This is a genomic window from Cupriavidus sp. 2TAF22 (assembly GCF_052115045.1).
Classification (GTDB): Bacteria; Pseudomonadota; Gammaproteobacteria; order Burkholderiales; family Burkholderiaceae; genus Cupriavidus.
On the sequence record NZ_JBFRFX010000071.1, the window covers coordinates 1 to 23,526 of the forward strand.

The following is a 23,526-nucleotide window of genomic DNA, read 5'->3' on the forward strand; positions in this document are numbered from 1 at the left end:
CGTCAGGCACGACGAAACCACCTTTGTCGGGCATGACCGCAGCGAGCAGGTCGAGCACGACGAGACGATTGCCATCGGACATGACCGCAAGGAAACGGTGGGCAACGACGAGCAGGTGACCGTCGGCCAGGACCGGCGCCACGACGTCGRCCAGGACGACTTCCTGACCGTCGGGCGCAATCACACSATCCGGACTGGCAAGGATCGTACCGAGGAGGTGGGCAACAAYCGCCGCGACARGACYGCSGCCAACCACTGGRTSGAGATYGRSGGGCACKSYGARACCACCGTGCAGGGCCAYGACAAGCTGCAGGCCGGGCARAGCATCGAGCGCATGACCGCCCGCTACGAACTACAGGCCGGCCAGGTGGCCCGCCTGCGCGGCCCCGGCGGCACCATCACCATCGACAGCAGCGGCATCACCCTGAAAGGGAAACAACTGCATTTCAAGGGGCAGATCAGCATGCAGGGCGGTGGTGCTGGCAGTTCATTGTCGCTGTCGAGCGCTCCCGCGCCCGGCGAAGAGCCGGATGGCGACTTCTTGCTCTCCTTCTCGGGCGACGCGTAAGCGCACGGAGTAACTATGCCTTCGTTCAAGTTTCCGTTCAAAGACAAGGCCGGCAAGGATGTACGTGATGCGAGCGTCTACTACGACGCGCTCGCACTGGCCTCCAGCGGTTACTTCCCATTGGGACCGTCCGGCGTACATTGCGGCATCCACTACGAGCAGGCGATGGCCAATATGCTGTCGCTCGATGAAGGTATCTCATGCACTACGCATGGGCGATCGCCACAAGGCACGTCGCCCGAGAACATACCGGCATATGAAGGCGTTAACATCGACTGGGCTCACCGGAATGAGCAAGGCGTGGCGGATCTCGATGCGGCTAGGCGAGGCGCGCAAGCGATGGTCAACGGGTATCACATGGCGCATTCGGCGGCATTGACCAGCCGGCATACGCAAAAGCGTGCCATCGACATGACAATTAGCGGCATGATCAACCGGTCCATCATGAATGCTTCTGGCAACACCACGGTGATCCAGAGCACGGCACAACTCCACACCGTAGGTGCCAGCTACGGCGTCATCAAGCTGGTTAGCGATCCGCCGCACTGGTCCGACGACGGTCATTGATGGAGTCAATGTCATGAAGCGAATGCTGGTTATTCTCACGCTCGTTCCATCGACGATAGCCGCCGGCGCGACGTCGTCCGCCCCGCCATCACCGCTGAAAGCTGGGCTTCTTAGCCAGGCCAGCGGACGCAGCTATCTTTACACCACCGAAGCCAGCATTGCGCCGGGACAGCACCTAAGGCTGCAGTACCCCGACAGAAGCGGCAGCGCAGCGTGCTGCATCAGCGTTGGCGCCGACATGCTAGGGCGCCCCGAAATCGCCGAGCAGCCCGTCATCGGCGCCCTGACGAGCCAGCCGATTTATCGGTATGCCATCAACCTTTCCGGGCAAGCTGCCTACAAGGGGAACTTCGTCGGCGCGGCGATCTGGAACGCGCGTGGCGTATCCAAGGCCAAACAATCACGAAGCACGAGCTTGCAGGCAGTCGACCAGGCAGGCGCAACCCACCATATCGAGGCGTGCCTTGGCACCGAAGGCCTGAACCTGCTCGTCTTTAGCGGAAAACAACGCGAAACATGGCTGTATACCGCATTCGGCTACAACGTTGACCCGAGTCTCGAAACCTGTGATCCGCACGTCTTCGAGGAACCCTGACCTTGTGCGCTCTCGCATGCATTGCCRCCATCACTGATGGTCGCCGAGGAGTGGCCCACAAACATGGAAATGAACTCGCATGTGCTCCATTTGCTTCTGCGCACCTTCGGCCAAGCGTCCTGTGCGCATTCGTTCCTCCCGAGGACGTGAGTCGGTCCGACGCGCACCGGTCGCTTCGTGCCCCCCTCGCGGCGAAGTGGCCGATACCGGGGGCGGATGATCGTGCAGCTTAACCGAGCGTGCCACAACACCGACCAAAGGTTGTCCAAAAAGCCGATGCCCACAAATCAGCGCCCCTGTATGAGTGCAACTTTTCTTAGGAGATAACCCTATGCAACCCGTCGTTCTCGTCGGCCATCGCCATTCCTGTCCCATCCATGGCCCTGGCACTGTCATCAGCGGCGCCGCCAAAGCCAATGTCGGTGGCCGCGCGATCGCCCGCGTCGGTGACAAGATCAGTTGTGGCGCGGTGATTGTCAGTGGCTCCGCTGTTGCCACCGTCGAAGACAAGGCCGTGGCGCGCCAAGGCGACACCACCAGCCACGGTGGTACCTTGGTCGAAGGCGACGGCGGCTGGCTGGTGGATTGAAGGAGTGACCGTGGCCGTCGCTGGCATTCGGCCACGGTCTCTATCACGGGCGGCGCTATGGCCTGGCCAGACGCTGGATGATAGTGGCAGCCACGCGGGGCACACTGCCCCGCGGCATCGCCATACGCTTCCATTGACCCATTCGGCGGAAAGTCCGCCAGCCCCCGCACAGATTCCCCGTGAGCAGGGAGCTCCGCCAATCCACGCGAAACACCGTGCGCGCATCCGCAAGCGAACCACCGATGGCAGCGTTCACAGCGAACGCTCCTGCTTGCCCCTGGCCGTCTTCCTCACCGTCGCGTTTGACGGCGGGCTTTCCTGCAGCAAGGTGCGCGGCAGGACGAATCCCTTGAATAGCGGAGTAGTGAAGGGGTTGTTGCTCTTCTCCGCGGTGATGCGATAGCGCATGCCTCCGTCGCTGGACATGAAGCTCAGGTCCACGCTGGTGGCGGTTGCACCGTTCAGGCGAGCCTGGCTGAGCAGGCGGTACATCGACCAGGACCCCTTGTACACCAAGCCGCTGCTATTGCCGCCGCCGTTGACCAGGGTAATCCGGCTCTCGTTGTTGTTGGCCAGCGTGTTGGGCCAGATCAGGCCGGTACCGATGGTGGGGCCATGGTTGTAGGTGACCAGTTGGCCCTCCACGCTCAGTGAGCTGCTACGACGCGTGGGGGTCAGGCCCAGCGGCTCGACAGTGAATTGCACGCCAAGTGCACCGCGATTATTGAAGAAAGCATCGCGTATCTTGTCGGCCGCCTCAAGTTGCGTCAGTACATCGGTACGAACCAGGTAGCCACCACGGCGCTCCGAATACAGGGCATCCAGGTTGTCGTCCAGGAACAGTTTCAAATATTGCTCGCGGAACTGCTGCAGACGTCCCTGTGGGCCGAAGAAGGCGGTGAAGTCGTCCAGCGAGGCGTCTTCCCGGCTGGCCGCGTTGAACGGATAGCGACTCGCCAGGCGTTCGCGGTAGAAACGATAGACGTCGGCATCCCAGCGCTGCTCCAGTTCGCGCAGCGCCGCGATCAGCACGACCTGGGATGACTCGTCGGCCAGCTTCTTGACCTGCTGGTTCAGCGGCTCGGGCAGTCCCGCGGCGATCCGCTGCAGGTTGCCGAAGGGGTCCGTGCCCTTCAGCGAGAAGCGGTCGATCACCAGGCTCAGGGCCGCCTTGCCCTGGTTGGGGCTGTCCTGGACGCGCTTGACGGCGTCGTACACAGCGCCAACCGCGAGCGTGGTCTCATCCAGATAGGACGGCCGCTCCCCCTTGGCCACCAGCAACTGGCTCAGGGGCGCAAAGGCATGCGTGATGCCGATGATCGGCGCGGGCACATTGCTCGACTCGACCGCCGCCGCCTTCTCCGCCAGCGGTGCAGCGGCCACCCCCGACGTCGAGGCCGCGGCCACCGCCGCTGCGCTCGCCGCGATGCCGAGTTCGCTGTTGTCGCGTACCGTCTCCACCAGCCTGCGCAGCGGCGCCGCGGGACTGGTCACGCTGCCAAGCACGTCGGCTGCATCGGCAATATCAGCAAAGTCCCTCACTTCAAGGCGATTGATGCCGCGTTGCCAGGTGTCGATGTAGTCGCGGCTATAGATGGCCCGGATGCGCTCCGCCAGGGCCCGCTTGTCGGCCTCCGAGTAGTCGATGTTGCGACGCTCGCCCAGCGCCCATTGGTCGATCATCGCCAGTTCGGTCAAGTCCTGGCTGCGCTGCGCGAAGTAGCCGCGGTAACCCTTGGCGGTGAGCAGCGCATCGATCTTCGTGCCGTCGGCGGCGCTCACTGGCTGGTAGATGACATCGAACGCGGTGCCGATCTCGTTGCGCAGGTCCAACGGGTTGCGCAAGGTGTCCCCGGATTGGCGGCGCATGGTCATGTAGACCCGCTGCGGCATGGGAATCTGCCGCAGTTGGCGCTGTATCTCAGCCACCTGCGCGCGGTACTGCGGCAGGTCGGTGTCAGCGTACTTCATGGCGTAATCGAGATGACGCATCAGGGCACGCTGCACGCCGTCCTCGCCCGGGAATGCGGCCTGCCACTGCTTCGCCATCCAGTCCTCGACGACCGGCGGCCGCCGGTTGGGCCGATCCTCGATCATGCGGTAGACCCGTAGCGCGGCCAGCTGGCCGTCGGCGTTCGCGTTCGGCGCGTCCAGCGTCTGCATCACGCCGCCTGCCAGCGCGGGCAGGTAACGCTGCGACAACAGTTTCAGGTAGGCCTGATCCACCTTCGGCCCAATCTTCCGGCCCTGGTACAGGCCCAGGTCGGTCAGCACCGGCCAGGCGTCGCGATAGTCGCCGTAGACGGTAACCGCGCTGCGGATCTGATCCAGCGGTTGCAGCAAGTTGCGCCCGGTGGGATCGTCCTTGCCGTCGAGGGCATGGGCGCTGTATGCACGGCTGCGCTCCAGCACGCTGACCGCCTTGTCGCGGTTGATGGCGTAGTAGTGATACCAGCCGCCGATGATGACGAGGCTACCCAGCGACGCCACGGCGAAGCTCACCGTCAGCGCGCGCTTCTTGTCAGCCATCACCTTGAGGTTGTCGCCAGCCAGGCCAGACTCCGGGTAGATGACCTTCTGGAACAGCCGCTGGGCGAAGTACACCACTGAGCGCCCACTGGGCAACGCCGGCGACGTCAGATCCTCAACGTCGTAGGCACGCGAGGCCGAGCTGACGAAGGCATTGCCCACCAACCCCTGCTGGTGCACCGACGAGAAGAACACGCCGCGCGGCAGCGCCGGCGTAACATAGCGATCACTGCCCATGACGTCACCAAGGAACCCCAGCAACACCGGGCGCAGGCCCGACAACTGCCGCACCAGCGAGTACAGGGCTTCGCGCTGCTTCAGATCGCCCGCGTGGGCGAGAGCGTCGAAGATCTTTTCGTTGAGGCGCGCGATAAAGCCGTCATAGCGCTCCGCCAGTTCCTCTAGCCAGGCGTCGTAGTTCTGCACCGAATCGAGGGTGAAGGTGAAGCCGAATATGTCCTCCCGGGCAGATTGCGGCAACCGTGCAAAGAAGGCATCAAAGCCCTCCAGCCGATCGAACTTGCTGAGCACAACGTACAGCGGCGGCCGCGTGCCGAGCTGGCGGCTGAGTTCTGCCAGGCGCGTGCGCAACAGGATGGCCAAGGCCTTTCGGTCGCTGGGTTGCTGCCCGAATAGCGTGACCAGGTCGACCATCAGCACCACGCCGTTGAGGGGCCGGYGGCTGCGATTGCGGCCCAGCCATCCCACGAGGCCATCCCACAGGCGAGCATGTAAATCCGCTGGCAACGGGCGCTTGACCTGTTTCTGCGGCGCGTGCGTCTCGCGGGCGTCGGCCTCGCCGTCCGCGGTAGCTATGCCCTCACCCTCTCCCTCGCCCAGCCGCGGCTGGCTGATCAGTTCGCCGGGTGGATCGATCAGTACCGCCTGGTCCCCCATCCACCAGTCAACGGCGTAGATCTGGTCGGGGTCGGCCTGGACTTGCCGGCTGCCGGCCTTGACCTCACCCGTCAACGAAAAATTCTGGCCGGAGCGGTTGACGAAGCTGGTCTTGCCCGAGTCTTCCTGCCCCAACACCAGGTACCAGGGCAGTTGGTACAGTGCGTTGCGTCCTTTCAGGCGAGACTGCAGGGTCGCCAGGCTGCGGTCCAAGGCCCGCTCCTGGGCCTGCACGAAGCGCAGGCAAGGGTCTTCCAAACCCCGCGCTTCCTGTTGACTTTCCGCCTCCAAACGCCGGTTGCGGCTGCGCAGACGTAGCGCCCACACCAGCAACGGCAGGATCAGCAACAGCACCGTAGCGAGCACCCGCACCGCCAGGTCGGCAAGCGGCTTGCGTCCGCCCAAGCTCCATTGCGGCCCCAGCCACCAGATGGCAACCAGCAGGAACAGCAGCCCCAGCACCAACAGCAAGGGGACACCTTGCTTGCCCCAGCGCAGCAAGGGCTGGCCGTAGCGTTTCAGGGAAGACCAGATATTCCACATTGCGATGCTCCTTGCTTAATCCTTGTGTCCCGGCGTTCGCGTCGCCGGCTCCGGCACATGCCTGGCGAGATGATTGAAGAGGTCCGGCTCCCACTGGGGGGCCGAGGCGCCGCGCATGGCTTGATGCGCGTTGGCGTAAAGTCCGTCGGCCAGCCAGGACAGGCCACGTGCACCCAGCAGGTCGGCGGCGATGGTCATGACGTGGCAGCGGTGGCGCAAATCAGCGGAGTGGCCCTGGATGTCCTCGAGGCGCCGCAGCAGCGACTCCACGCCCTGGGTCTCCAACTGCACGACTAGCTCTTCACGCAGACCGGCGTATTCCCGCGCGGCGCCCGCAGGCCCGCCGCCAGCGTCAGCGCCGCTGACCCAGGCCAGTGTGTCGCCGTCGACAAAGGGGCGGCCGTCGCCGAACTGCAGCCTGGCAAGCCCGGGCACGCGCACCAGGAAACGCTCGGCGGCATGCCGGATGGCCTCCGCCACCTGCGGCATCTCCAGCCTTGCGGCCATGCCAGCCGCAAGGAAACTGCCGCGCAACCAGTAAGGCGAGGACGTCACGCTCTTCTCGACCCGTTGCAGCAACATCGGGTTGATCGCGTTGGCGGTTAGCGCTTCCTGGTAGCCCTCGGCGATATCGGCAGGCACCGCCATCAACTCGGTGCGCTGATCCTTGCGCGCCGGAGGCGCGGCATTCAGATGCGCCCACAGGGCGAAGCGGCGCAGGAGGTAGCCCGTGGGATCGTAGGGTTCCTGCTGCGTGATGATCTCCGCCACCGCCAACAGCGAGCGCCGCCGATCCCGCTCGTTGTCATGCACCACGGCATGGGCGGCGAAGAAGTCCTCGCTGATCGGCTGCCCGCCGGTCTGGGCCGTGATGGGCACGGCCTCCGCCTCGTCGGGATAGCGGGTCTCCTCGACCCGCTGGCTGAGCTGGGACTCCAGCCGCATCAGCATGGGGACGTCCAGCCGCGCCCCCGCGGCGCTGGCCTGCAGGCGATCCAGCGCCTGTTGCGCGGCCTTGTGGAACTCCGGCGCGAAACTCTCGCCACCAATGCCGGCCAGCGCTTCGCCCAGGCGCTCGACCTGCAGCGCGACCAGCCGGCGCTTGCCCGGGTAGCCCGTGGCACCGGGCTTCGGAAAACCGGTTTCCCAGTAGCGCTCGACCATGCCGGCCAACACACCGACGGCCTCGGCCCAGCCGCGCCAGGTACGTGATCGCAAGCGCGCGGCAATCAGGTGGCCGGCGATGCGGAAGTGCTTGCACTGTCCGCCCAGATACTGGCGCGAGGCCTCGTCGACATAGGCCCAGTCCATGCCTGGCTCGTGCAGGCCGCCGAGTTTGACCATCTCATGCTCAACGCCCTGGAAGGTCTCGTCTTCGTCATCGAAGCAGCCGGCCGGCTGCCGCTCGTCCAGCGGCGCCAGCAGCATCTCGAAGTTCAGCGGTGGAGGGGCGAATACGCTCACCAGTGACACGCCTCACGCTGCTGTGCGATCAGGTCCTGCAACCCTGTCGCATCGAACACCAGCCCGTCGAAGGGCGGATAATCGCTATCCAACCGCAGGCGCGCGCCGGGCCGAGTCAGGTAGCGCAGTTGCTCGATGGCCACCAGGCCGCGCCCGGCATCCACCACCGTGCCGTCTTCCAGCACCTGCCACGGTTGAGTGCCGGACAACGGGAGATCGTCCAGCGACAGGCGCATGTTCACCCGGTTGAGGGCGACCGGCTTGTCGGCCACCAACTGCAGGCGCGAGATATTCGACAGGCAGCTGATTGCCAGGTAGGTGCGAGGCATCGAGGCACCCAGCGGGGGCGCGGAAATCACCAGTTTCCATTGCCCCGGCTGCGTATCCTCGCTGCGCGCCAGCAGGAATTTGCCCTCTGCCGCCACCCGCGCGGCTTCGTTGCGGCGAACCAGTTGGGTGATCTCGGGAACGGCGTCGCCCGTGGTAGTCGCGGCGGCAGCGGCGCCGGCCGCCGGTGGGGCCGAGGCCGGTGGCCTCGATGGGGCCGGCGGCGTGCCGGCGGCCCCATCGAAGCAGGCCAGCCGCTCGACCGCCGAAACGATGGCGGTGCAATCGCGGCCGGCCGCCTCGGCCTGCCTCTCCGAGTCGCAGCCCGCGACCGCCACCACTAACAACAGCATCAGACGGCGTAGCCTCATGTGGTCGAATCCTCGCGATCCAGGTTCCAGAATTGGCACTTGCGCGCCAGGGTGCGCTTGGGAATGCCCAGGCTTTGTGCCGCACGGCGACGCGATCCGTCGGCCTGCCGCAAGCGCTCGTTGACCAGCAGGCGCTCGAAATCGGCAAGGGCGCCAGGCAGGTCCGTGGTTAGCCATAGCGAACGCAGGACAGGATCAACGGCGTCGGCCGACCCGGGGGCATCGAGAGTGGCTTGCAGGTCACGGATAGTGTCCGCGCTGATGGCCTTGCCCCGTGGCGTGCGTTCGGCGGCCGCCAGCACCAGGCTGCGCAGCTCGCGCACGTTGCCCGGAAGACCGTGCGTCTGCAGCAACGCCATTGCTCTCGGCTCGATACCGGTGATATGGCTCTGCCGTCCGCGGTTGTGTTGCAGCAGCACGTGTGCCGCCAGCGCAGGTATGTCCTCGCGCCGTTCACGTAAGGGCGGCAGGTGCAAAGTCTGCTGGCGGATGCGGAAATACAGATCTTCGCGGAAGCGGCCGTCGCGAATCAGTTGCAGCAAGGGCTGGTGCGTGGCGCAAATCAGCCGGAAGTCAGAGGCCTGTTCGCGATTGGCACCCACCGGCCGGAACTTCTTTTCGTTGAGCAGGCGCAACAGCGTGCCCTGCAGCGCCAGAGGCATGTCGCCGATCTCGTCGAGGAACAGAGTGCCGCCATCGGCCTCGGCCACCAGACCGCTGCGCGCCTGGGTGGCACCGGTGAAGGCGCCGCGCACACTGCCGAATAGCTCCGCTTCGATCAGGTCCTTGGGGATCGCCGCGCAGTTCACCGGCACGAACTTGCCGTCCCGGGACGAAGCCTGGTGGATCAACCAGGCAGCGTGGTCCTTGCCCGATCCCGTCTCACCAGTCACCAGCACCGACAGCGAGGAATCGGCCAGCCGCAGCATCTCCTCGCGCAGGCGCCGCGCCAAGGCCCCGCTACCGACGAACTCCGCCGCCAACAAGCGCGCCGCGCGAGCTCGACCGCGCTCGGCCTCCTGGTGGCGGCTGAGCGCCCGTTCGTGATCCACCGCTTCGGCCGCACCCAACTGCTCGCGCAAGCGGATCAGCAGTTGCTCGTGCAAATCCATCAGCGCCTGCCACAGGGCGTCGCCCTGCACCGCCTGCAGCGCCGAAGCCGCGCCTGCCAGCACCAGCGAGCCAATCGCTTGCTGCTTGCGATCCCGCAACGGCAGTATCGACAGCGCCTCGCGCCCGGGCAGGTGCTCGCGCAGGAATTCGAAGCTCTCCCCCACGCTGACCAGGGCGCCAACCTGCCCGATATGGCAAGGCTTGCCCTCGACCAGGCTGTAGACCAGGGGATTCTCCAGCTCACTCAACGGAATAGCGGGGAGCCCGGCAGGCCGAGCCTGCGTGCACGCCAACGGTAGCAACTGATCACCCGCTGCGTCACGCCAGTAACACAAACCGCAGGTCAGACCATGAGACCTGACTACCGTCCGCAGCAGCATGTCCACCAAGCTTGCCGGGTTCGTCGCCTTGGCCATGTCCCGTGCCAGGCTGGCCACTTCCAGCGCCTCCATTCGCTAGCCTCCGCTCATCCCAACGTTGCTTCAAAGGCGCTGCCATTCCAGCTCAGCCCGGCATGGTCGAAGGCTTCGCCGGACGCCAGGCGCCTCAGCACCGTCAACGACAGCGGCGGCAGCAACTCGCCGTCGATGCTGGCATCCAGCATGCGCGCGCCGTTCTCGTGGCGCGTGCAGCGGGCGCGCAGCTCCACGCGGGCACTGTCGTCCACCACCAGCGTAGCGTCGTAGCGCACAGCGAACTGCGCACTCAAACGCTGCAAGCGTGCATCGATGATCTCGCCCAGCACCACCTCATCCAGGTAGCGGTACGGGATGATCTGCATGCGCGCCAGCAGTGCCGGCTTGAAGAAGCCCTTGAGCCGGCCGCGCAACGCGTCCTCGTCCAGGTCCGCGAGATCGGCATCCTGCTGGTCGAAGCCGAGATTGGAGGTAAGGAAGAACAGCACGTTCTTGCAGTCAATCTGGCGCCCTTCGCCGTCGGCCAGCTCGCCCTTGTCGAAGGCCTGGTAGAAGATATTGAGCACTTCCGGATGGGCCTTCTCCACCTCGTCCAGCAGCACCACCGAGTACGGCTGCTTGCGAATCGCCTCGGTCAGCACACCACCCTCCCCGTAGCCGACGTAGCCGGGCGGCGCGCCCAGCAGGCGCGATACCGTGTGCTTCTCCTGGAACTCGGACATGTTGATGGTGGTGAGGAACTGCTTGCCGCCGAACAGCGCATCGGCCAGCGCCAGCGCGGTCTCGGTCTTGCCCACGCCGCTGGGGCCGACCAGCAGGAAGGCCCCCAGCGGCGTGCCAGGCCGGCGCAGGTCGGCCATCGCCGTGAGCAGATGCTCGTGCACCCTCTCGATGGCCACGTCCTGGCCTTTGACCCGTTCGCGCAAGGCGCCGGGCAGGCTGTCGAGCCTTGCCATCCGGTCACTACTGATGGTGGTGGCGGGAATGCCAGTCCAGTCGGCGATGACCTGGGCTATCTGCTCGTGTCCTACGTCGACGTGCAGCAATGCGCCATCGCGCTGCAGCGCGGCCAGTTCGGCAACCCTGGCGGCCAGCCCGGCGCCGTCGCCCTCCTCGTTTTGCCCGGCACGCAGCGAAAGGATCTCGTCCACCAGCGCTCGCTGCCGTGCCCAAGCCTGTTGCAGCTGCGCGATTCTCGCTTCCACGTCCAGGCGAGCGCCTTCCAGCACCCGTAGCCGATGCGTATCGACGTTGCGCCCTGAGCGACCATCTCGCCGCAGCAGATCCAGCTCCGCGTCGATTTGCACCAACTCGTGCTCCAGCGCCGAGAGCTGCCGCGGCGGCTCGGCAAGTGCCGTAGCCACGCGTGCGCAGGCGGTATCGAGCACGTCGATGGCTTTGTCCGGCAATTGCCGCCCGGACAGGTAGCGCGCGGACAACGCTGCGGCGGCACGCAGCGCGTCGTCGCCGATATAGACCTTGTGTGCCAGTTCGTAGACCGTGCGCAAGCCCCTCAGGATATGCACCGCCTGCTCCTGGCTGGGTTCATCGAGTTTCACCAACTGGAAGCGCCGGGTGAGCGCCGCGTCCTTCTCGAAGTATTTCTTGTACTCGGACCAAGTCGTGGCGGCGATGGTCCGTAACTCGCCGCGCGCCAGCGCCGGCTTGAGCAAGTTGGCCCCGTCGCTACCGCCGGCGGCGTTGCCCGAGCCGATCAGGGTATGCGCCTCATCTATGAACAGGATGACCGGCTGCGGCGAGGTCTTCACCTCGTCGATCACCGCCTTCAGCCGCTTCTCGAACTCTCCCTTGACCGAGGCGCCCGCCTGGAGCGCGCCCAGGTCCAGCCCCCACAGCGCCACCTGGCGCAGCGGTTCCGGCACGCGCCCATGCACGATGCGCAGGGCAAGTCCTTCCACCACGGCGCTCTTGCCCACACCGGCATCGCCAACCACGATGGGATTGTTCTTGCGCCGGCGCGAGAGGATGTCGATCATCAGGTCGATCTCCGCGTCCCGGCACAGCACCGGGTCGATGCGGCCCTCGCGCGCCTGGGCCGTGAAGTCATGTCCGTATTTGGCCAGCGCCGTATCCGCTTCGCCTGCTTGCAGGACCACCCCCTCCGGCCGGCTCTCGGGCGTTTCGGCCGAACTGGCCAGCAGCGCGGTGAACTGCTTGCGCAAGGCCTCGCGGTTGATGCCGTCGAACAGGTGCACCGCGGCCAGCGGCAGGTAGCGCGCCGGGTTGAGCAAGGCGGCCAGCAACAGACTGCCGCCCCGTATGGCCTGCTGGCCCAGTTCCAGCGATCCGAGCGTCCACGCCTCCTGCAACAACTCGACCAGCAACGGGGAAAAGGCCGGGTACTGCCCCGGGACGTCATCCTGCACGGAGAACGCGGTGGACAACACCTGGCGCACCGTATCCGTCTCCAGCCCAGCCCGCTTCATCAGCAAACGCATATCGGCCAGCGGCTGATCGAGCAGCCTGAACAACAGGTGAGGCACAGTCACCTCGGCGCCGCGCTGGCCGATACACAGGCTGGCGGCCTCCTCCAGGGCCTGACGGCAAACGGGGTTGAGGCGATCGATCAGTGCCGAAAGCTCAATTCTGATCATGCGGGCAACTTATCCAATGAGATTGAAGCGACTAGCCCACGGCACGTCGCTGACAGGAAGCTGACTCGTGAACGTCGCATCGTGGTCAAAAGAATCAATTGATTACAAGCCCGTCACGACACCACACAATCAATAAAAAATCCATCGGATAAATCTTAAATCACGCAATATTTTTTATTATCATTCACATTTTAAAGATAATTGAAATATCTCGATCTATTTGAAGAATTTTCCTATTGAAATCCTCCCTCAACAGGACTTTAATTCCGCGATCAATATCTTTTCCAGAAGGCCACACAGTTAGCGCCCTTCGGCACGCTTTTCCGATTCGAATTCTCGTTGTTAGTTTCCTTTATTTCTGTTGTTAGCTATTTCAACGCACTTCATATACAGGAGTCTTCCATGGCGAAGAAGAGTGCATCAGTTGCCCCGCAAGAACGGATAAACATCAAGTACGTACCGGCTACGGGTGACCAGCAGGCAGAGACGGAACTGCCGCTGAAGTTGCTCGTCACCGGCGACTTCAAGGGACATGGCGAAGAGATCGCACTGGAGGAACGGCCAGCGGTTCGCATCGACAAGGACAACTTCGACGACGTGATGTCCGAAGCCGGCCTGGCGCTGAAGATGGAGGTGCCCTCGCGACTGGGCAACGGGCAGGACGACGACACGATCGGAGTCGACCTGCGGTTCGGCGCGATGAGCGACTTCAACCCCGACGCCATCGCCCGTCAGGTGCCCGAGCTGGCCAAGCTGCTTGAGCTGCGCGAGGCGCTGGTCGCCCTCAAGGGGCCGCTGGGCAACGTCCCCGCCTTCCGCAAGCAGTTGCAGAGCCTGCTGGCCGACGAAAACGCGCGCGGCAGGCTGGCCGAGGAACTCAATCTGGTGCTGGGCCAGCCCGGTGCCTGACCACCCCTCACGACTTCCATCACACCTCGGTTTCAAAGGATACGAGCATGAAGGCTCAAAGCATCGCCGTAACGGAAGAACGCCAGTCCCAGGGGCTGCTGGACCAGATCATGGCCCAGACCCGCATCGAACCCAGCCATGAAGGCTATGCCGTCGCCGAGCGCGGCGTCGCGGCCTTCATCGCCGAGATGCTCAAGACCCACGAGCGCGAGCAGCCGGTCAACAAGCAACTGGTCGACCAGATGATTGCGGAGATCGACCGCAAGCTCGGCCAGCAGATGGACGCCATCCTGCACCAGAAGCCGCTGCAGGAACTGGAGTCAGCCTGGCGCGGCCTGAGATTGCTGGTGGATCGCACCGACTTCCGCGAGAACATCAAGATCGAAGTCCTGCACGTCACCAAGGAAGAACTGCTGGACGACTTCGAGAGCGCGGGCGATATCACCCGCAGCGGGCTCTACAAGCATATCTACACCGCGGGATATGGTCAGTTCGGTGGTGAGCCCGTGGCCGCCGTCGTCAGCAACTACACGTTCGGCCCCGCCGCGCCCGACATCAGGCTGCTCAGCTATGCCGCGTCGGTCGGTGCCATGGCCCACGCGCCCTTCCTTGCCGCCGCCGGCGCCGAGTTCCTCAACATCGCCGGCTTCCAGGAATTGCCCAACCTCAAGGAAGTGAAGGACATCTTCGAAGGGCCGCGCTTTGCCAAGTGGCGCGGCCTGCGCGACTCCGAGGATTCGCGCTACCTCGGCCTGACCATGCCCCGCTTCCTGCTGCGCCAGCCCTACGACCCGCTGGAGCATCCCACCCGCAGTTTCGCCTACCGCGAAACCATCGACGGCGAGCACGACAACTACCTGTGGGGCAATACCTCGTACCTGCTGGCCAGCCGCATTACCGAGAGCTTCGCCAGGTACCGCTGGTGCCCCAACATCATCGGCCCGCAGTCCGGCGGCGCCGTGGACGACCTGCCGGTGCACCTGTACGAATCGCTCGGCCAGTTGCAGGCCAAGATCCCGACCGAGGTGCTGGTGTCCGATCGCAAGGAGTTCGAACTGGCCGAGGAAGGCTTCATTCCGCTGACCATGCGCAAGGACAGCGACAACGCCGCCTTCTTCTCCGCCAACTCGGTGCAAAAGCCCAAGCTCTTCGCCAAGACCCCGGAAGGCCTGGCCGCGCAGACCAACTACAAGCTCGGCACGCAGTTGCCCTACATGTTCATCATCAATCGCCTGGCGCACTACATCAAAGTATTGCAGCGCGAGCAGATCGGCGCCTGGAAGGAGCGCCAGGACCTGGAGCGCGAGATCAACAACTGGCTCAAGCAATACATCGCCGACCAGGAAAGCCCCTCGGCCGACGTGCGTAGCCGCCGGCCGCTGCGCGCCGCACGGGTGCTGGTGCAGGACGTGGCGGGTAATCCGGGCTGGTATCAGGTCTCGCTCGCCGTGCGCCCGCACTTCAAGTACATGGGTGCGAACTTCGAGCTCTCGCTGGTGGGCCGTCTGGACAAGGAATGAAGGGAGCCTGACCCGTGCCTCGTTCTCCAGGGCAAGGCAGTCTGTTCGAGCGGCTCGATCCAGAACTGCCGCCGCGGCGCACCCGCTCGCGGCAGGACATGGCCGCCGAGCGCATTCGCGCCGCCAAGCGGCATCTGGAACAGATCCTCAACACCCGCCGGGGCAGTTCACTGAGTTGCCCCGGCCTCGGCCTGCCCGATCTCAACGATGCCACCATCGGCAGCAACGATCTGCGCTTGCGCATCTGCCGGGATATCCGCGCGGCCGTGATGGCGTTCGAACCGCGCGTCCGGGTACTTTGGGTTCAGCCCGTCACGGACGGCGGCCGCCCGCTGGAATTGCATTTCCGGCTGCATTGCCTGGTCCCGGTGAACAACATCGAGGAACAGGTGGAGATCGACCTCATCGTGGGTCGCCACGACCAGTCAATGCTGGTCGTGTAAGGCCCGCAAAGGGAAGGATGCAGGATGCCGTTGAAAGGAAAATTCCTCGAGGAAATGGATTATCTCCGCCGACTCGGGCGGGTGTTCGCACGTGACAATCCACAACTCGCCCAGTTCCTCGGCGAGGAGGCAAACGATCCCGACGTCGAACGGTTGCTGGAGGGTTTTGCCTTCCTCACAGCCAAGTTGCGTCTCAAGATCGAAGACGATCTCCCCGAAGTCACCCACTCGCTACTACAACTGCTATGGCCGAACTACCTGCGTCCACTGCCCAGCGCCACCATCATGCGCTTCGAGCCGGCCGGGCGCTCCATCACCAGCCGCAAGGTCATCGCCAAGGGAACGCGGGTACTGTCCGAGCCCGTTGACGGGGTTCGCTGCGAATTCCGCACTTGCACGGATGTCGCGCTGTACCCGCTGCGCATTGCTGACGTGAGCGATGCACACTCGCGCGAAAAGTCGATCCTCCGCATCGATCTGGCACCGACCACCCGCAATGCGCCCGACACCTATGACTGCGACGCGCTGGACTTCCATCTCAGCGGCAGCGACCTCAATGCGTTGACGCTGTACCTGTGGCTCGCCAAGTACCTGGGCGAGATCCGCATGGAAGTGGGCGATGAAATGCGCCGCATCCCCGTGGGCCAGATCACCTTCCCCGGCTTCGACCCGGAGGAGGCCCTGCTGCCGTACCCGCAGAACGTGTTCGACGGCTACCGCATCCTGCAGGAGTACTTCATATTTCCCAGGCGCTTCCATTTTTTCAGGCTGGCAGGCCTGCGCTCGCAATGGCCTAGCGAGTCCACCGAGCAAATCCGCCTCGAATTCCATTTCACCCGTCCCATGCCGGCCGATATCCGCGTGCGCATGGACGACCTGAGCCTGTACTGCGCTCCCGCGGTCAACCTGTTCGAGCATGACGCAGAGCCGGTCAGCCTCAATGGCACGGTAATCGACCAGCGTCTGCGGCCGGCGGGCCAACGCCCGGATGCCTACGAGATCTTCAGCATCGATGCCGTCAACGGCTGGCAGAACACGGAAGACGGCCAGCCGAGCCAATGGCTGCGCACTTACCCGCCGTTCGAGTCGCTGCAGCACGAGATCGAGCATGCCAAGGGGCACGCCGCCCTCTACTACCGGACCCGCATCGAGCCGGCCCTCGCCGAGGCGGGCGTGGTTCACCGCGTGGCGTTCGTGCGCGCTGACGAAGCCGACTATGTGGGCCGCGACGAGACCGTCTCCTTCGCCTTGACCTGCACCAACCGCGACCTGCCCCTGGCGCTGGGTGTCGGCGATATTCGCCGGCAAACGCAGACCACACCCGACTTTGCGACCTACCGCAACATCACCCGGCCGACGCCCTCGTACCGGCCCGTGCTCGATGGCAAGCTGCAGTGGCGATTGATCTCCAACCTGTCGCTCAACTACCTGTCACTGCAATCGGTCGACCCGTTGAAAGCGGTGTTGGGCGCCTACGACTTCGCCGCGCTGCACGACATCCAGCATGCGCGCGCCACGCGCAAACGGCTGGACAGTATCGGCGCGGCCGTCACCACCCCCATCGACCGATTGATCAAGGGCCTGCCCATCCGCGGCATGAAGACCGAACTCAAGCTGGACCCGGCGGGATTCCTCTGCGAGGGCGACCTGTACCTGTTCGGCACGGTGCTGAGCCACTTCTTCGCCCTCTACGCAAGCATCAACTCCTTCCATCTGCTGGAAGCGATCAACACCGGTAACAAGGAGCGTTACGCATGGCCCATGCGAATCGGCAAGCAACCGCTGATGTAGCCGACAGGGTGCTGGCGGGCGGCCGCCGTTACAACTTCTTCGGCCTGCTCGAACTGCTGCACCACCTGCACGGTGATGACCTGGAGTCGCCCGACGGCTACGACGCCGAGCATCAGCGCGTGCTCCTGGCATCTGATCCTGGCCTGGGCTTCCCTGCCTCCGACGTGTCGCGTGCCGAGCGCACGCTCACCGGCGCCCAGCATGACTACCGGGTGCAGGCCACCTTCTTCGGGATGCACGGGCCGGACTCGCCGCTGCCCGGTTACTACCTCGATCGCCTGGCCTACGAGTACGGCCAGAGCATCGGCATTCGCCCGGCGTTCTTCGACTTCTTCAACCATCGCCTGCTGACGCTGCTGCATCAGGCGTGGCGCAAGTACCGCTACTACATCCGCTTCCAGGCCGAGGCCAGCGACCAGTTCTCACCCTACGTATTCGCCCTCGTCGGCCTCGGGGACGCCCAGTTGCGCGGCGCCACACCGATCTCCTGGAGCCGCCTGCTCAGCTTCGCCGGCATGGTCGCCAGCCGCAGTCGCTCGCCGTCCATGGTGGCCGGCATCATCGCCCACTGCTTTGACCTCGAAGGCGTGCACATCCGCGAATACGAGTTCCGCTACACGGACCTCGATGAAACCGACCTGATCGCCCTAGGCAAGAAAAACGGCGCCCTGGGGCAAAGCTTCATCGTCGGCCGCCGCGTGCGCTCGCGTCACAGCAAGTTCACCATCGTCATCCCCGACCTCCCGCAGCAGCGCTTCCGAGAGTTCCTGCCCAGTGGCGAGGACTTCGCGCGCCTGCGCAAATTGGTCGACTTTCTCCTGCGCGACCCGATTGCCTACGACCTGGAACTCGGCCTGCGCGTGGATGAAGTCGCTCCCTTCAACCTGCGGCGTGGCGCGGGCAGCCAACTGGGCTGGACCAGCTTCTTCGAGCGCAAGGTCCTGCGCAAGCCACCGCCCGTGCGAATCAAGGTGCGCCTATGAACGATCCTGCCATCGAGCGCCGGGTGGCGATGGTTGTCACCAACCCACAGGCCCTGCAGCAAGGCAGCACGCCGCGGCACAGCTTTGGCGCCGAAGGCGGCAGCATCGGCTCCGGCGAGGTCAATTGGTGCTTGGCCGATGGCGCCCGGCGCGTGCGGCCCATGCATTGCGAAATTCTCATGGAGGACGACGCCTTTGTCGTGGTCGACCGCAGCGGCCAGACCCGCATCAACAACCATGCCGACCCCATCGGCATGAACGTCGGCGCGCGGCTCAGCGATGGCGATCTGCTGCGCATCGGCCCGTACATGGTCGCGGTACATCTGGACGACGATCCCGCTGCCCTGCCCGATGCGACACGGCACCTTGCCCAGTACGAGCTTGGCGAACTGCTCAACGACCCGGGCATGCAACTGGACGACCTGTCCATGCCGGCCCCGGCGTTGGCATGGGAAGCGGCGTTGGTCGCCGCGGACGACGATGGCCTGTCGGCCTTCAACGAACTGTCCGCAACGACCCAACCGGGCGAGGAACTGGACCCGCTGCTGGCGCTGGACGCCGCCGAACGTCGGCGACAGCCGCAGGAAGACTGCCTCGCTCCCCTGGACCCCACGCATTACGGCATGTCGCCAGCTTCGACGCAGCAGGACCTTGCCACCACCCGTTTCGAAGCCGTTTCCGGCTCGCCCCCTACCCAACTTGGAGATTTAGGCATGCCGCAGCAAGACACCCGGGCCCTCGCAGCCCAGCGATGGTTGACCAGCCAGCACGCGGACGGCATCGATGCCAACCAACTCGCCGCACCCTTGGTGCAGGGGCTGGACGCCCCGGTAGGCACGCTGGATGCCAAGGCCAGCTACACCCTGTTGCTGGAAGCCGGCCAGGCGTTGGGCGCGGCAATTCGCGGTCTGGCCGCCCTGCATAGAACCCAGGCCGGCGAACAGCGACGGCTGGCACTGCATGACCGCACCCTCCAGCCGATCGAAGACAATCCGCTGCGCCTGGGGCAAAGCTATCCGGACACGGTGGCCTCCCTGTTCTCCGCCAACCGCAGTGTCGTGCACTTGGCGCCGGCGGCGGCCATCGAGGAGAGCCTGGAGCAACTGCGCCTGCAGCATGAGGCCATGCTGCAGGCCATCAGTGTCGCCCTGGATGCGTTGCTGCAGTCCTTCTCCCCGCAACAGCTATTGAGCCGGTTCCGCCGCTACCGCCCCGAGCAGGCCGAGTCACAGCCGGGCGAGTGGGCCTGGCAAATGTACACGCACTACTACGAGGAGCTGACATCGGGCCGCCAGCAGGGCTTCGACAAGCTCTTCTGGGAGGTGTTCGATCAGGCCTACGACAAAGCCGTGCGCGCGGAGGCGCAATGAAGCGAGCGCTCTCTACCTTGCTCACCGTGGCGTTCCTGTCCGGTTGCAGCACCGTTGGCAATGTCCTGAAGAAAACCGGGCAGGTTCTGATGGACCCGTCCATTCAGGTCGGTTCCGCGGAGGACCAGCCCACGCGCATCGCCCTGAGCCTGTACGCCGGCAGCCACGTCAATCCCAACCCGGCCAGCCTGACCGCCACTGCCGCAGATGCCGCAGATGCCACTTCCGTGTCGGCGAACTTGCCCGAGGCAGCCTCCGACGGCCCTTATGCCATCCGGCTGGACAGTCGTAGCAAAGCCGGGCTGGTCGAGCAACTGCGCAGCCTGCTCGGCATGCTGGAAGCCGAAGAGCAACAGCAGCTAACGCTGTCGCCGCAGCGGCCGGCAGCAGCTAAGTCAAGTCCGCGATGGGGCGACAGCCTGCGCGACATGGACGTTCGCAACGAAGACAGTGCCTGGCCCATCCCATCGCTATATGGCATATCCCCCCTGCCACCAATCGAAGCACCGAAATTTGCCGAAGCGTTGCCGACAGACACACCACGGTTATTGTCCATCGCGACTATCAGGCCCGAGGCAGCGGCGGACGCATCGCCAGGTGACGGCCAGGCACTTGGCCAGTACGTCCGTGGCACCGGCTTGCCCGCTACCAGGCCAGCGTCATTGCCCCAGGCCACGGCCTCTGCCGACGCGTCCACCCCGATCGCCTTCAAGGTACTGCAGCTCAAGGACGACTCCCTGCTGGAGAGCGCCGATCCCGAGCAACTGGGGAAGAACCTGAAAAAAGCCCTCGGCAGCACCTTCATCAGCGTCGACGACTACATGCTGCAGCCCGGCCAGTTCAAGTTCATCGACTTCGCCGACATCCAGGCGGACACCCGCTACCTGGCCATCATCGCTGAGTTCCATGACCCCAACGCCGAACGCTGGAAGCAGGTCTTCCGGCTTGAGTCTCGTGGCCGCAAGTACGCCCTGCTGGTCACCCTGCAGAACACCCGCGTCACCATCACGGACGAAAGCTATCGCATGGCGCCGCAGGCGCCGTCATCGAAACCGAGGAGCAGGCCATGACCAGCAAGAACCCCGTCATCTGGGAGGAGGGGGCGTTTATCAAGCCACAGCACTTCCAGCAGCAAGTCCGCGCACTGGAGCACCACACCAATCAGCGCGTGGACAGCGTGAGCCAGCATCTCCATGGCTTCACCGAGTTGGAACTGAACCGGGAGTTCCTGGCCTTCGGCAAGATCGCCATCATCCGCGCCCGCGGCGTGCTGCCGGACGGCACCACGTTCGATATCCCCAACGACCATGCCCCACCCGTGCCGCTGCCGATTTCCGATGCGAGCGCCATCAACCAGACCGTCCACCTCATCCTGCCGCTCAAGTCCGAAGGCGTGCTGGAAGTGCGCTGGCCCGATACCTACGCCAACACACGCTACCTTCACTGCGCCGAAGACATCCGCGACAGCCACAGCCAGGAGGGCGACCACACCAGCGTGGCGCTGGCCACCCTCAACCTTCAACTGGCGCTGGATAACGACGACCGCAGCGCCTTCACCGGCCTGGCCCTTGGCCGCATCCTCGACCGCCGCCCGGACGGCAGCCTGGTGCTGGACGAAGGCTTCTACCCCACCGGCCTGTACGTCAACGCCATCGCGCCGCTGGCGCGCTTCGTCGACGAGGCCGCCACCCTCATGCGCGAGCGCGCCAAGAGCATCGCCGAGCGGATCGGCTCGCCCGGCCAGTCCGGGGTGGCCGACGTCACCGACTTCAACCTGCTGCAAACGCTCAATCGCCTGCACCCGTTGTTCCGGCACCTCTCGCTCCAGCGCCAGGTCCATCCGGAACAGCTCTACATTGCTTTCAGCCAGGCCTGCGGCGAGCTGGTGACCTTCACCGACGAGGGGCGCCTTCCCGCGGAGTACCCGGCCTACCAGCACGACCGCCAGCGCGAGTCATTCCAGCCGCTGCTCGACACCCTGCGGCGCACGCTGAGCACCGTGCTGCAGCCGCGCGCCGTATCCCTACCGATAGTCAAGCAGCAGTATGGCGTGCTCACCGCCAACGTGCATGACCGCCGCCTGCTCGAGGGGGCCGATTTCATCCTCGCGGTACGCGCGCGCATGCCGCTGGAACAACTGCGCCAGCAGTTCCTGCAGCAGGCCAAGGTAGCGTCCCTGGAAAAGCTGGGCGAATTCGTCCGCCTGCAGTTGCCCGGCATCCCGCTGACGCCACTGCCGGTGGCGCCGCGCCATCTGCCGTACCACGCCGGCTTCAGCTACTTCCAGCTCGACCGCAGCCACCCCAGTTGGCAAATGATGAAGGACGCCGCCGGCTTCGGCTTCCATGTTCCCGGCGACTACCCCGAACTGGAACTGCAATTCTGGGCCATCAGGAGTCAATGACATGACCACCACCGTCAACATCGGCAACGACCGCGGCCACTACCTGCGGACCACACCGTCCGCGCTGGTCCCGGACAAGGAAACGCTTGCCTACGAGCACGTCGCGCAACTCGATCACGACGAAGACCTGCGCTTCAAATTGCGCGGGCACAGCATCAACCCGCTGGTGGATGCCGCCCAGCCGCTGTTCGGCCTGGTCATGCGCCTGCGCAGGCTGCAAAAGTTCGACGACGTCCAGCGGCTCTACGAAACCGTGCGCGACCAGGTCACCGCGCTCAGCGACGAGGTCCGCCAATACGGCTACGACAGCGCCACCCTGATGGCCTACCGCTATGCCCTATGCACCTTCATCGACGAAGCGGTCATGGCCACGCCCTGGGGCGGCAAGGACTCAGTGTGGTCGCAACGCTCCCTGCTCAGCCACCACCACAAAGAAACCTGGGGCGGCGAGAAATTCTTCACCGTGCTGTCGCGCATGATGATGGACCCGGCCAGGTATCGCGACGTGCTGGAGTTCAAATACCTGTGCCTGTGCCTGGGTTTCAAGGGCAAGTACGGCGTGCAGCACAACCAGAACGAAACCCTCAACGGCATCATCACCAGACTGCATCTCGCCCTGCGCCAACTGCGCGGCGAAACGCCCGAGCAGTTGACCGATGCGCAGGCCAACGTCGCCACCCGTCGCTACCGCCTCGGTCGACTCATGCCGCTGTGGGCGCCCTGGGCCATGGCGCTAGCCGTGCTCGCCATCGCCTACACCCTGTTCGCGGTGAAACTGGGCAGCACCACCGACCTGGTCCTGCAATCGCTGAACGCCATTCTCAAACCATGAGGCACGCCGCCGCGCCGACCTAATCGCAAGGAGCACACCATGGCACACCAGTCCGGCCTGCGCTTCACCTTCGCCGTCGTCGGCGGGGTCGACTTCGAGGTCATCGAGTTCGATCTCGACGAAGCCCTCTCCGAGACCTTCCACCTCGACGTGCAGCTGACCCACGCCGACCCCGACCTCGACTTCGCCACCATCCTCGACCTGCCCGCCCTGCTCACCCTCTGGCGGGACAACGAACCGGTGCGCCATGTCCATGGCTTGATCAGCCGCTTCGAGCAAGGCGACACCGGCTTTCGCCGCACACGCTACCGCGCCGTGGTCGAGCCCGGCCTCGCCCGCCTGCGCCTGTCCTCCGACTGGCGCATCTTCCAGACCCTGTCCGTACCCGAGATCCTCCAGAACGTACTCAAGGCCCATGGCCTGGCTGCCCGCTACGAACAGATCGTCACCGCCGAGCACCTGCCCCGCGAATACTGCGTGCAGGCCGGCGACACCGACCTGCATTTCCTCGAACGCATTGCCCGCGAGGAAGGCTTCTACTTTGCCTTCCGCCACGACGCCGACGGCCACCGCCTGATCCACAGCGACCGCCTGTTCGTGCAGGGCCGCATCGCCGGCGGTCCCGTCCTCTACAACCCCACCCCCGGCGGCGACCAGCCCGAGCCCGCCCTGCGCCGCTT

At 64.8% G+C, this 23,526-nt stretch carries 19 protein-coding genes; 14 read left to right on the forward strand and 5 right to left on the reverse strand.

Annotated elements, in window-relative coordinates; all coding sequences use genetic code 11:
* From AB4Z48_RS38415 to AB4Z48_RS38430, 4 genes are all read left to right on the forward strand, one after another.
* Positions 1 to 568, forward strand: a 568-nt coding sequence (locus tag AB4Z48_RS38415; protein WP_441623799.1) for a bacteriophage T4 gp5 trimerisation domain-containing protein, incomplete at its 5' end; no start/stop codon positions are given.
* A gap of 15 nt (positions 569 to 583) precedes the next feature.
* Positions 584 to 1,135, forward strand: coding sequence for a hypothetical protein (locus AB4Z48_RS38420; RefSeq protein WP_441623801.1), 552 nt, complete (start codon positions 584 to 586; stop codon positions 1,133 to 1,135).
* Between the two features lie 13 nt (positions 1,136 to 1,148).
* Positions 1,149 to 1,730, forward strand: a complete 582-nt coding sequence (locus AB4Z48_RS38425) for a hypothetical protein (protein WP_441623803.1) — start codon at positions 1,149 to 1,151, stop codon at positions 1,728 to 1,730.
* Between the two features lie 331 nt (positions 1,731 to 2,061).
* Positions 2,062 to 2,319: a PAAR domain-containing protein gene (locus AB4Z48_RS38430; RefSeq protein WP_441623805.1), complete on the forward strand. Its 258-nt coding sequence runs from the start codon at positions 2,062 to 2,064 to the stop codon at positions 2,317 to 2,319.
* 252 nt (positions 2,320 to 2,571) lie between these two features.
* Here the strand turns inward: AB4Z48_RS38430 and tssM are convergent, their stop codons facing one another.
* The 5 genes from tssM to tssH are packed head-to-tail and all read right to left on the reverse strand — an operon-like array spanning position 2,572 to position 12,594.
* Positions 2,572 to 6,288, reverse strand: a complete 3,717-nt coding sequence (gene tssM, locus AB4Z48_RS38435) for a type VI secretion system membrane subunit TssM (RefSeq protein ID WP_441623807.1) — start codon at positions 6,286 to 6,288, stop codon at positions 2,572 to 2,574.
* 15 nt (positions 6,289 to 6,303) lie between these two features.
* Positions 6,304 to 7,752 carry a type VI secretion system protein TssA gene (gene tssA, locus AB4Z48_RS38440; protein ID WP_441623809.1) on the reverse strand — a complete coding sequence of 483 codons (1,449 nt, stop codon included), beginning with the start codon at positions 7,750 to 7,752 and terminating at the stop codon, positions 6,304 to 6,306.
* A complete protein-coding gene (gene vasI, locus AB4Z48_RS38445; RefSeq protein ID WP_441623811.1) occupies positions 7,749 to 8,450 on the reverse strand; it encodes a type VI secretion system-associated protein VasI in 702 nt (233 codons plus the stop codon). Before vasI ends, tssA begins: the two co-directional genes overlap by 4 nt.
* Positions 8,447 to 10,015 (reverse strand): sigma 54-interacting transcriptional regulator, encoded by a 1,569-nt coding sequence (locus AB4Z48_RS38450; RefSeq protein ID WP_441623813.1) that lies wholly within the window; start codon positions 10,013 to 10,015, stop codon positions 8,447 to 8,449. Before AB4Z48_RS38450 ends, vasI begins: the two co-directional genes overlap by 4 nt.
* Before the next feature lie 14 nt (positions 10,016 to 10,029).
* Positions 10,030 to 12,594 (reverse strand): type VI secretion system ATPase TssH, encoded by a 2,565-nt coding sequence (tssH, locus tag AB4Z48_RS38455; RefSeq protein ID WP_441623815.1) that lies wholly within the window; start codon positions 12,592 to 12,594, stop codon positions 10,030 to 10,032.
* 402 nt (positions 12,595 to 12,996) lie between these two features.
* Between tssH and tssB the strand changes: the two genes are divergently transcribed.
* The 10 genes from tssB to AB4Z48_RS38505 all read left to right on the forward strand — a co-directional run.
* A complete protein-coding gene (gene tssB / locus AB4Z48_RS38460; RefSeq protein WP_441623817.1) occupies positions 12,997 to 13,503 on the forward strand; it encodes a type VI secretion system contractile sheath small subunit in 507 nt (168 codons plus the stop codon).
* 47 nt (positions 13,504 to 13,550) lie between these two features.
* Positions 13,551 to 15,023: a type VI secretion system contractile sheath large subunit gene (gene tssC, locus AB4Z48_RS38465; protein WP_441623819.1), complete on the forward strand. Its 1,473-nt coding sequence runs from the start codon at positions 13,551 to 13,553 to the stop codon at positions 15,021 to 15,023.
* Between the two features lie 14 nt (positions 15,024 to 15,037).
* Positions 15,038 to 15,466, forward strand: coding sequence for a type VI secretion system baseplate subunit TssE (gene tssE, locus AB4Z48_RS38470; protein ID WP_441623821.1), 429 nt, complete (start codon positions 15,038 to 15,040; stop codon positions 15,464 to 15,466).
* Between the two features lie 54 nt (positions 15,467 to 15,520).
* The gene (tssF, locus tag AB4Z48_RS38475) at positions 15,521 to 17,257 is read left to right on the forward strand and encodes a type VI secretion system baseplate subunit TssF (protein WP_441623823.1); all 1,737 of its coding nucleotides are present in this window, start codon (positions 15,521 to 15,523) and stop codon (positions 17,255 to 17,257) included.
* Positions 17,221 to 18,240: a type VI secretion system baseplate subunit TssG gene (gene tssG, locus AB4Z48_RS38480; RefSeq protein WP_441623825.1), complete on the forward strand. Its 1,020-nt coding sequence runs from the start codon at positions 17,221 to 17,223 to the stop codon at positions 18,238 to 18,240. Before tssF ends, tssG begins: the two co-directional genes overlap by 37 nt.
* Positions 18,237 to 19,610: a type VI secretion system-associated FHA domain protein TagH gene (gene tagH / locus AB4Z48_RS38485; protein ID WP_441623827.1), complete on the forward strand. Its 1,374-nt coding sequence runs from the start codon at positions 18,237 to 18,239 to the stop codon at positions 19,608 to 19,610. The genes tssG and tagH overlap by 4 nt, the downstream gene beginning before the upstream one ends.
* Positions 19,607 to 20,680 carry a type VI secretion system lipoprotein TssJ gene (tssJ, locus tag AB4Z48_RS38490; protein WP_441623829.1) on the forward strand — a complete coding sequence of 358 codons (1,074 nt, stop codon included), beginning with the start codon at positions 19,607 to 19,609 and terminating at the stop codon, positions 20,678 to 20,680. Before tagH ends, tssJ begins: the two co-directional genes overlap by 4 nt.
* The gene (tssK, locus tag AB4Z48_RS38495; RefSeq protein ID WP_441623831.1) at positions 20,677 to 22,014 is read left to right on the forward strand and encodes a type VI secretion system baseplate subunit TssK; all 1,338 of its coding nucleotides are present in this window, start codon (positions 20,677 to 20,679) and stop codon (positions 22,012 to 22,014) included. Before tssJ ends, tssK begins: the two co-directional genes overlap by 4 nt.
* Before the next feature lies 1 nt (position 22,015).
* Positions 22,016 to 22,846, forward strand: coding sequence for a type IVB secretion system protein IcmH/DotU (icmH, locus tag AB4Z48_RS38500; RefSeq protein ID WP_441623833.1), 831 nt, complete (start codon positions 22,016 to 22,018; stop codon positions 22,844 to 22,846).
* Between the two features lie 39 nt (positions 22,847 to 22,885).
* Positions 22,886 to 23,526: type VI secretion system Vgr family protein (locus AB4Z48_RS38505; RefSeq protein WP_441623835.1), on the forward strand; the 641-nt coding region annotated here is incomplete at its 3' end.